The sequence below is a fragment of the Bacillus sp. JJ1127 genome (genome assembly GCF_036965845.1).
Taxonomy (GTDB): Bacteria; Bacillota; Bacilli; order Bacillales; family Bacillaceae_G; genus Bacillus_A.
Map to the genome: position 1 here is coordinate 1 of NZ_JBALQK010000118.1, position 9,042 is coordinate 9,042.

At 31.4% G+C, this 9,042-nt stretch carries 9 protein-coding genes; 2 read left to right on the forward strand and 7 right to left on the reverse strand.

Going from position 1 to position 9,042, the window contains the following annotated elements; genetic code table 11:
- Positions 1–259: 259 nt before the first annotated feature.
- From V7183_RS12685 to V7183_RS12695, 3 genes are all read right to left on the reverse strand, one after another.
- Positions 260–511, reverse strand: coding sequence for a hypothetical protein (locus V7183_RS12685; RefSeq protein ID WP_335359753.1), 252 nt, complete (start codon positions 509–511; stop codon positions 260–262).
- 356 nt (positions 512–867) lie between these two features.
- A complete protein-coding gene (locus tag V7183_RS12690; protein ID WP_335359746.1) occupies positions 868–2,949 on the reverse strand; it encodes an ATP-dependent helicase in 2,082 nt (693 codons plus the stop codon).
- Between the two features lie 181 nt (positions 2,950–3,130).
- On the reverse strand, positions 3,131–4,411 hold the full coding sequence (locus V7183_RS12695; protein ID WP_335359747.1) for a DUF2325 domain-containing protein: 1,281 nt from the start codon (positions 4,409–4,411) through the stop codon (positions 3,131–3,133).
- 294 nt (positions 4,412–4,705) lie between these two features.
- On the opposite strand from V7183_RS12695, the gene dnaX reads away from it, so the two are divergent.
- On the forward strand, positions 4,706–6,316 hold the full coding sequence (gene dnaX, locus V7183_RS12700) for a DNA polymerase III subunit gamma/tau (RefSeq protein WP_335359748.1): 1,611 nt from the start codon (positions 4,706–4,708) through the stop codon (positions 6,314–6,316).
- A gap of 2 nt (positions 6,317–6,318) precedes the next feature.
- Positions 6,319–6,753: a hypothetical protein gene (locus V7183_RS12705; RefSeq protein WP_335359749.1), complete on the forward strand. Its 435-nt coding sequence runs from the start codon at positions 6,319–6,321 to the stop codon at positions 6,751–6,753.
- Positions 6,754–6,818: 65 nt separating this feature from the next.
- On the opposite strand, the gene V7183_RS12710 is transcribed toward V7183_RS12705, so the two are convergent.
- The 4 genes from V7183_RS12710 to V7183_RS12725 all read right to left on the reverse strand — a co-directional run bounded on the left by V7183_RS12710 (position 6,819) and on the right by V7183_RS12725 (position 8,832).
- Positions 6,819–7,283, reverse strand: coding sequence for a GIY-YIG nuclease family protein (locus tag V7183_RS12710; RefSeq protein ID WP_335359750.1), 465 nt, complete (start codon positions 7,281–7,283; stop codon positions 6,819–6,821).
- Positions 7,284–7,305: 22 nt separating this feature from the next.
- Entirely contained in the window at positions 7,306–7,755 is a 450-nt protein-coding gene (locus V7183_RS12715) for a hypothetical protein (RefSeq protein ID WP_335359751.1), read from the reverse strand.
- A gap of 89 nt (positions 7,756–7,844) precedes the next feature.
- The gene (locus tag V7183_RS12720; RefSeq protein ID WP_335359752.1) at positions 7,845–8,072 is read right to left on the reverse strand and encodes a hypothetical protein; all 228 of its coding nucleotides are present in this window, start codon (positions 8,070–8,072) and stop codon (positions 7,845–7,847) included.
- A gap of 160 nt (positions 8,073–8,232) precedes the next feature.
- Positions 8,233–8,832 carry a hypothetical protein gene (locus V7183_RS12725; RefSeq protein ID WP_335359754.1) on the reverse strand — a complete coding sequence of 200 codons (600 nt, stop codon included), beginning with the start codon at positions 8,830–8,832 and terminating at the stop codon, positions 8,233–8,235.
- Positions 8,833–9,042: the final 210 nt, after the last annotated feature.

The following is a 9,042-nucleotide window of genomic DNA, read 5'->3' on the forward strand; positions in this document are numbered from 1 at the left end:
CAACTTTTGTGAACAACATAATTAAATAAAAATCTTTTATTAAAAAATTTTTTATAAAGTAAAAAAGAGCTTAAAATCAAAGATTCTAAGCTCTTTTTATTATTCTTTCTCCATATAAAGGAATCACAGGCTTCCCTCTATTTGTGAACATTAAGACTCCAACCTCAAAGTTTGACTGTAAAGTAAAGAAGTTAGGTGGGAGATCTATTTTCCGTAAAAGCCTGATTAATTTAATCAATAAGTACAGAACGATAAAAAACTATAAATTATTGTAACTTCTTTCAGGATCTATTATTAAAACTTCTTCCCTATTCAATGCTGATTCCAATATTTCTCTTGCTCTAGTTAGAGCGTACATCCCACCCATACCTTTTAACGGCTCTCCAGGCATAATAATTTTAAAATTTTCTAGCTTGTTATTATCACAATGTCCACATGTATTATTAATATCCGAAATAGCATTTTTTACATTACAATTTTTACACTGAGAAAGAATTCCCACACTAAACATCCCCTTTATACAAGGTTCAAATTGTAACAAATCACAAAAATCCTTGTATTCATTTTCACTCTAAAACAACTCTTCTATTCAGAATTACAATCCATGTCTATTACATTTTTATAACTACATTTTTGATTCGAACATTTAAGAAATATTAAATCTTAATTATAAAAAACTTAAATATCTTCACATAACTTTCAAATTTACATAATAGTAAAAACTTTCTGCTTATTGTGATTATATCACTAATTCACACTAATGAAAAATCATTCCATAAAAAAATAGGGGGCCCAAAAATATCCTACTTATTGTCCATAAATTGAATGGATCAACATATAGCTATTTGTTTCTTTATATCTAGAGTATCACCTTTTAAATACTTCTTTAATAAACCTGGATATTTCACAGGCTTGATTTCTAACAACCTTAGGGCTCGATATAAACAGCTCACTTTCAGCACGTGTAATTCCTACATAAACTAACCTTCTTTCTTCTTCTAAGCTTTCCTGTAGCTTCATTGTAATTTCTTTTTTATTTGTAATTCTATCATCCATCACTTCTAGAGCCGACTTATGAGGTAATACGCCTTCAGATACCCCTATAAAAAATACAGTTGGAAATTCTAACCCTTTGGAAGAATGTATAGTATGCAGTGTAACTGCATCAGGACTTTGTTGTTTGTGCAATTCTTCCATTTGCTTATTTCGAAAAATAACCTTGTCTATAAAATTTAAAAATGATGCTATATCTTTAAATTTCTTCGATGATGCTGTCAGTTCATCAAGCACTTCTTTAACTAATTCTTGATGAATAGTTAAGGATTCACGTTTATTGTTTTGTAGATATTTTTCGTATCCAATGTACCCATTTCGAATTTCTTCGATAGCCGAGGCTGGATTTAATCTGCTCAAGTCCTTTAAGTTTTTCATCACTCCCATAATAAATTGAAGTTGATACTTCTTTAGTTCTGGAATTGATGTTAAGTAGTATAATAAAGGCTTTACCTTTCCCTCTATATAGTCCAATGCAGAAGCTCGATTAATATGAGACATTGCTTTTTCTTTACTTATATACAGTACATTACATATGTCTTGTATAGCCTCTTCATCTGTTGGATTTAAAATTAACTTTAAAAAACCTATAATTGGCCGTACATACGTATTTTCGTAAAAAGTATCCTTATTTCCATATTGAACATAAGGGATATCATTTAATACAAGTTGTTCTACAATCGCTCTACTAATAGCATGAGTCCTATATATAACGGCAATATCTTTAAAATGTCTTTTTTCACTATTAACAGCATTCATTATACTTTGCACAATATCTATTGCCTCTTCATCACTATCTGCAGGTGAACTAAAAATCGGTTTATATCCATCCACCTTATAGGCTCTAAGTTCTTTTTTGAATTGTACCTTATTGTTTTTAATTACCTCATTCCCAAGTCCAACAATGTATGGATTTGATCTATAATTGACCTCAAGTTTTATTACTTTCGCACCTGGAAATTCATTCGGGAAATCTAATATTAATTTGGGATCGGATCCTCTGAACGAATATACGGTTTGTCCGTCGTCTCCTACACCAAATATCAACTTTTGCGGGTATGCTAACATTTTAATTATCATTTGTTGCAGCAAACTAATATCCTGATATTCATCCACCAAGATGTGGAGAAACTTATTTTGGAGTAATTCAAGTAATTGATAGTCTTCTAAAAGAAGTTGATAGGTATATAGTAAAATATCATCAAAATCCATTTGATTATTATTTGCTTTCCACTCTTCATATGAATGGTAAATGGTCTTGATTTCTTTTTCAATCGGTGTTTTAGCTGGAAGTTTTTCCGGAGTTACAAATGTATTTTTGTAATAGGAGATACGCGACAAGACAGTTTCAGGATCATATGCTTCCTGATATTTATACTTCTTTAGTATGTTTTTAATAATAATGTGTTTGAACTTTTCATTACTTAGAATGCGTTGTTCGTACCCTCTGCTTCTTAATATCCTTAAAAATACAGAATGAAAAGTACCAGCAACAATTGTATTTAATACCGATTTGCTTATGCCTGGTAAACCAGCAATCCTTTCTTTCATTTCATTAGCCGCTTTACGTGTGAATGTTAAAACCAATATTCTTGATGCATCTACTTCTGCTACACACATTAAGTATCCCGCTCTACTTGCTAGGACCCTTGTCTTTCCACTGCCCGCAGCTGCAATTGCTAATACAGGTTTATCAATTGTCCGAACAGCTTCAATTTGTTTCTCATTTAGATAAATATTCTTTTCTTCCAACGCTCTAAAATAAAAAGAATCAAGTTCATTATCTGTAATTAACTCCTTAGAAGTATAAATATCAGCTATTTCTGCCTGCGGTATTGCCTTCTCTTCAAAGTAGCCTTCTGGTAGAAATACACTTTGCTTTTCCGACGCCTTCAAAAGCTTCCCCTCTCTTTCACACTTTTGTACAAATAAAAATAGCCCTTCCGGAAAAGAATGCCATGTACTATGTACATCGTTCTTTTACCCGAAGGGCATGATCGCTAATAAACTAAAGAAAATTCAAAAAAATATATTACACCTATTATATCATACTTAAAGATTCGGTTCACTTTACATTTTACTCATTAGCATATCTATTTAACGCACTTTCAAAAGCTGAAATCCCCTTACTATTTACAAAACGAATAGGAGTATTATAACGAGCAGCAGCTGGAATAATTAATTCATGATATATATGACTCAATAATTCTGTTAGGTAAAAAACAACATCCGCCTTCTTTACTGCACTATCTATTTTTCGATGTTGATCTTCTGCTACAAATATAATTTCTGCATTATATTTTTCAACGCATTCTCTATAGTATCTTTCTTTATTACCACCAATCACTGCAACTTTTCTACCTGTTAAGTCTTTCTTATGCGCATTTCCTTCCGGTTCTTCTTTCTGCAATTGAATGATTTCTTGAGCCATTTGTTCAATCATTTTATTTAAATACTCTATTTCATTTTTATGTTGTTCTGATTTAATTTCTTCTTCAGTTGCTAAATCTGACATCAATTCATTTACTGATCTTTCAGTTTGTTTAACAACTCTAGATGCCTTGGCATCAGATGAAATGATTTGTTTTTTTAAATGTTCGTTTTCTAATTTATATTTATTTAATAATTTTTCTTGTTTATTTAATTTTTTTTCATACTCATTTAACTTACTTTGAAAGCTATTTCGCTCCTCTTCAAACGAAATTTCTTCAACTTTTTCTTGATTCGGGTATTTCTCCTTATGAAATAATGCCAATTCCGAAAGGATATTAATGTATCTGAATGGAGCAGCTTCTAAATATAATTCATGCATATCGTCTGCTCCTTGAGTTTCTATATAAGTAGTGATAAATATTGTGAAATGCATTCCGTACTTCTCAATAACATCTTGTACATCTTCAATTTTCTTCTGATGGTTATCTGTTCGATCATACGCTGCTTGTAATTGTGCTATCTCAATTTCACCAGCAACCTTTAAGTTTTTTTGAAGCCTTTCTTTCGTTTGCGGTTTAATATATTCTTTTAACAGCCGATCGATTTTCCCACGTTTACCTTGTTTTTTTTCCTTCGCTGTTAAGAAAATTTTACAGTCATTGAAAAAACGTGTAACTATTTTCTTGTGTTTCGGTGAATCGCTTTCTATTAAAGAGATAATAATGTACAAATCAACAACATCATTTAATGATTCCGTAGATTCTAACCAATATTGAGTGACAGCATCTTTCACCGTTGTGAATATTTCGTCAGAAATCTTATCCTTAACAATAGAATCTCCTTCCTCAAAACTCTCACTATAATGTTTAAATAAATCTATTAGATCTTTGTCGTTCTTTTTCGTAATCGATACTAATTCACCCATCTTTAATCCCCTCTTTCAAAAGAATTTTCTGATAACTCTTCTAAAGAGTAATATATGGAATTATGCGTGTCAAATCGATTCATAAAGTTTTTAATCTTCCTTTTTGCAACACTAAGAGTTATAATATTCTTATGATTTTCACTTTTTGTTTTTTACCTCTTTAAATTAAAAGCAGCCCTTTGGGTTGAGTTAACACATGAAAAATGTGAACCATAACTCTACTCATTTGGCTGCTTTTTTGCATTTTAAAAAATTGCCATTTATTAAAACTTGAAATTTATAGGGGGAATATTAATGAGTAATTATGTTGCACTATACCGTGCGTATAGACCAAATAGCTTTAATGATTTAGTGGGGCAAGATCACATTAAGACCACTATTATGAATGCAATTAAACTAGAAAAAGTAGCTCATGCATACCTTTTATCCGGACCAAGAGGGACTGGTAAAACAACTGTTGCAAAGATAATTGGAAAAGGTGTTAACTGCTTAACTCCTTTAAATAACGGTGAGCCTTGTCAAAAATGCGCCAACTGTAGTGACATCAATAATAATAAATTCTCTGACATTCTAGAATTTGATGCAGCAAGTAATAATGGAGTGGAAGAAATACGGCAGATTCGAGATCAAGTACACTTAGCACCGGTTACAGGAAAATATAAAGTATACATCATCGATGAAGTGCATATGCTTTCAAATTCTGCATTTAATGCTCTATTAAAGACATTAGAAGAACCGCCAGCTCATGTTATTTTCATACTCGCTACAACAGATCCGCAAAAAGTTCCTAAAACTATCATTTCTAGATGCCAACAGTTTGAATTTCGAAATATACCTCTTCAAGTAATGATTGAAAGATTAAATTTTATCTCAAATGATCAAGGGATTCGGATTACAGATGAAGCTTTACATTTAATAGCTCAATTAGCAGAAGGCGGTTTAAGAAATGCACTTAGCATAATGGACCAAGTAATTGCATATGCAACCAATAATGTTACAGTAGAGCATGTTGCAACAATCGTTGGTAAAGTATCTGTTCAGGATATTGAAAAATTAATTCATTATATAACTGATAAAGATTTAGCCAGTACTTTGGATTCTTTGCAAACTATTTTAGAGAGAAAACAAGCAGATTTATTCTTAAGTAACCTAATCGGTTATTACAGGGACATCATGATCTTTAATCTATCCCAAAAAACTGATATGTTTAAAGTGGCCATTTATAATAATGCATTTATAAATCTCGCCGGGCGAATACCATTATCCAAGATTCCAAGTATTCTAGAAGAACTTACAACGATACAGTATAAAATAAAAAGCTCTGTATATGCTGCAACACTTATTGAAATTGCATTAGTTAAGATTCTTCAGCAGGAGCAGGAAACACCAATTACTCAGCCGAATAACAAAAATATTGAAAATCAAGCTTCCAGTGAGCTTAATCAAACAATGTTACAAGGTATACTTGATACCATCGCAACATTCAATCAGCGTTTAGACGAATTTGAAAAACAAAAAGAACTGACAACTTCTAATCAAAGACGGAGAAACATCCAAATATATCGCGATCCAAAAGCAAAGGAAACTGCAAAAGATATTGTATTACCAGAAATCACTTGGGAAACCAGCAAATTATTAGAAACATTTCTTCCTAACTGTATTGCTCATATAAAGAAAGATAATCCACTAATTGCAAATAGTTTAGGGGAAATAGTTCATGCTACTGGATCAAAACACCATATTATTTTCGTAATGGAAAATCCTCAACAAGTTGAGACATTATATAATCCATTAAATGATTCCATTGTTACTAAAACCATTTCACAATTACTTAGACGTACAATTAAAATGATTTACTTAGAAAAAAGTGAATGGGAAGAGTTAAATACAAATAAGGAAGTGTAAAAATGAATCGTATACAAGTACCATTTGGAATAAAAAAGAAGCCTAAACTCCCAGTTGTAGATATTTCCGCCTTATCTTCTATGGAATTTGATCATCTACTGTATGTACTTAACGAAATAACAACTAGCTATACGTATGATAATACAACCCCATATGACATTAGAACGTTTCATCTATTAATTGCATTTCATCTAGCAAATAAATTAACAAAGCAGCAAACCTTTTCAAATATCGAATTAGGAATCCTAAACGGTTTACTTGAGAATAGGGAACTACCGATTAAGGAAAGAAAAAAATCAGGAGATTTTGTTTTGCTAAAGGAAATTGATAAGCAAATCAATCCAAACGAATTCATTACTCAATTAACCCAAAAAGGCTATCATTTAGTTGAGAATATTGCATATGTACGGATAAATAACGAAATTGTCCGTAATTAAACACTCCATAAAACATAACCCCGCCTAAATAAAATATAGGCGGGGTTAAAAAATTCCGTATAAAATTAACCATATACATTTATCTCTTCTTCATCACTTGGTTTTTCTAGTTGTTTAATTTTCTGCTCTTGTTCTGAAATAATCTCTTTTACAAATGTACGAAGGCGACTTAGAAAATCTCTATGCATACTGTCATTTCCAGCAACATTGAACAATGGAAGTAATTCATTAATTAGTTTATGTTCATATGATTCTCTTTCATTTTCATCATCTATAAGATACACCTTTACTCGATGGAAATAATGATTTAAAAGCTCTGTACCTTCGCTGTTTCCTTGTAAATGTTCAAGGATACGCCCTCTCAAATTAGTAGACATTCCCACATACAAAGCAACTCCACTAACCGCATAAAAAACATATACACCGCAAACATTTAAGTGAAACCCAGCTCCAATATCCTTGCATTCAAATGTTACAGAAGGATATTCTGTAATCGGTTTTCCGTAGAAACTATTTTGATTTTGCTTCATAAAAAATTCTCCGTTTCATAGCTCAATCAAAAATACTTTTGAGTAAGCTATGTCCTACAATACTATAAGATGCCGATTTTTCATCCCATTTTAATTTGATTTCTAATATTTCTTCTCTATTCAGTACTGTATTTTTAGCATCACGATATTCAATCCATTTTATTTTTCGGGGAACATCCGGAATAAATAGTGCTGTAAAATAAGCTCTTCTTAATATTGTTGCCAATTGAGCATAACGATCTCCTACCGATCGACTATCATTCCCATACATCACAAATCTCGCTCCTATACCGCTTGCTAAATCTTTATCAGTAAGAACATACACTTCTACTGGAAACCGTTGTACCTCACGTAACTTATCTTCATTTGATTCCATGGATATAACTAGCCCTGTAAAGTATGGTAGTTCAAACTTATATACTCCTGAATGTTTTTGTTGATATTTTGGTACTTCTTTAGTTTTATTAAACATTAGTGATCCCCCTTAATATTTAAATATCATCCGATTTAGTTTTTTGCTACCTTCACTTAATTCCCCTTTAAATGTAATTCCAGTCTTCGTTACCTATTACTCTTTATTTTATATATACTGTTCTTTAGCTTAGGCTTCTTGTGTAAGCGTACTTTATTCCCATTAATATCTAAATCAATCTTTTCTTCCTCTAAAGCCTCCATTTTCTCTTTATGTTCTTTTTCTATTCTATCTCTTTCTTCTTTTTTCTTAGTTGCTTTGGGACCAATTACGAACAGAATTAAGAATATACTCACCATTACAACAAAAGTAGTCACTAGTACCTCTCCCCCTTGCAAAAACTTCATACAACAAAATTCTATTTAATGTATTAGACTTAACTCAGAAATATAGTGGAGAACGAGCGCTAGCATAATTACACAGAAACACTAAAGATATAACCTGCACTATTCCTCTTTCTCCTTATATAAACTCAAATTATAAATGACGCAGCAAGGCCGGTACTATCAATGTCATTACAAATATAAAAATTGAACTATATCTCAAACTCGAACTCCATTTTCCATATTTCGGGTGTTCAAATTTCTTATAAAGCATACCTAGTGCTAAAGATATTAAAAACATTAATACAGCTGTTCCTAAAATTATAGAAGTAATTAAGCCCACCATATTACTCATAAAGGTTTGAAAATCAAAAGAACGTGTTGTCAACATTAACACCGGTAGTATCCTTATTAATAGTATGAGAATAAATGAACCTACTCCAAAATAAATAGATCTCTTTTTCCACTTTATATGTTTAAACCATAAAGAAGCTCCAAAAACTAATAATGATATTAAAATTACTACAGAAAGAATAAGGAAAATAACATCAAAGAATGCAGGTACACTCGCATGGACTGCACCATCTATTGTATCTCCCCCGTCTTTTATTACATCACTGCCGCCATTAAATAAAGAATCAAACCAGTCTACAATCCAATCGGTCATCCAGGAAATATCGAATGGTAAATCTTCATTTTTTGTTTGTGCAGGAGCAGCTGAGTTAAAAACCTCCAAATTATCCTCCCCCTTAATTGAAATCAAGCCCTTTACTTTAAGTATATAAATTTTTTATTTAAAACTAAGAATTCCATAAATATTAATACATAATTTATAGTGAAAAAAGCTCTGTATTTTGCCATAATATTACTATGCAATTACATTTAGGGGTGAGAAATCATTGTATAGATTTAGAAGTATTCAGAGCTTATTAGGGCAATATAAAGAGTAAGAAAATCAAGAAAT

Excerpts from the sequence above, each read along its gene's own strand:
- V7183_RS12685 (WP_335359753.1), bottom strand. The coding sequence starts at position 511 with ATGTTTAGTGTGGGAATTCTTTCTCAGTGTAAAAATTGTAATGTAAAA.
- V7183_RS12695 (WP_335359747.1), bottom strand. The coding sequence starts at position 4,411 with ATGGGTGAATTAGTATCGATTACGAAAAAGAACGACAAAGATCTAATA.
- dnaX (WP_335359748.1), top strand. The coding sequence starts at position 4,706 with ATGAGTAATTATGTTGCACTATACCGTGCGTATAGACCAAATAGCTTT.
- V7183_RS12705 (WP_335359749.1), top strand. The coding sequence starts at position 6,319 with ATGAATCGTATACAAGTACCATTTGGAATAAAAAAGAAGCCTAAACTC.
- V7183_RS12710 (WP_335359750.1), bottom strand. The coding sequence starts at position 7,283 with ATGAAGCAAAATCAAAATAGTTTCTACGGAAAACCGATTACAGAATAT.
- V7183_RS12715 (WP_335359751.1), bottom strand. The coding sequence starts at position 7,755 with ATGTTTAATAAAACTAAAGAAGTACCAAAATATCAACAAAAACATTCA.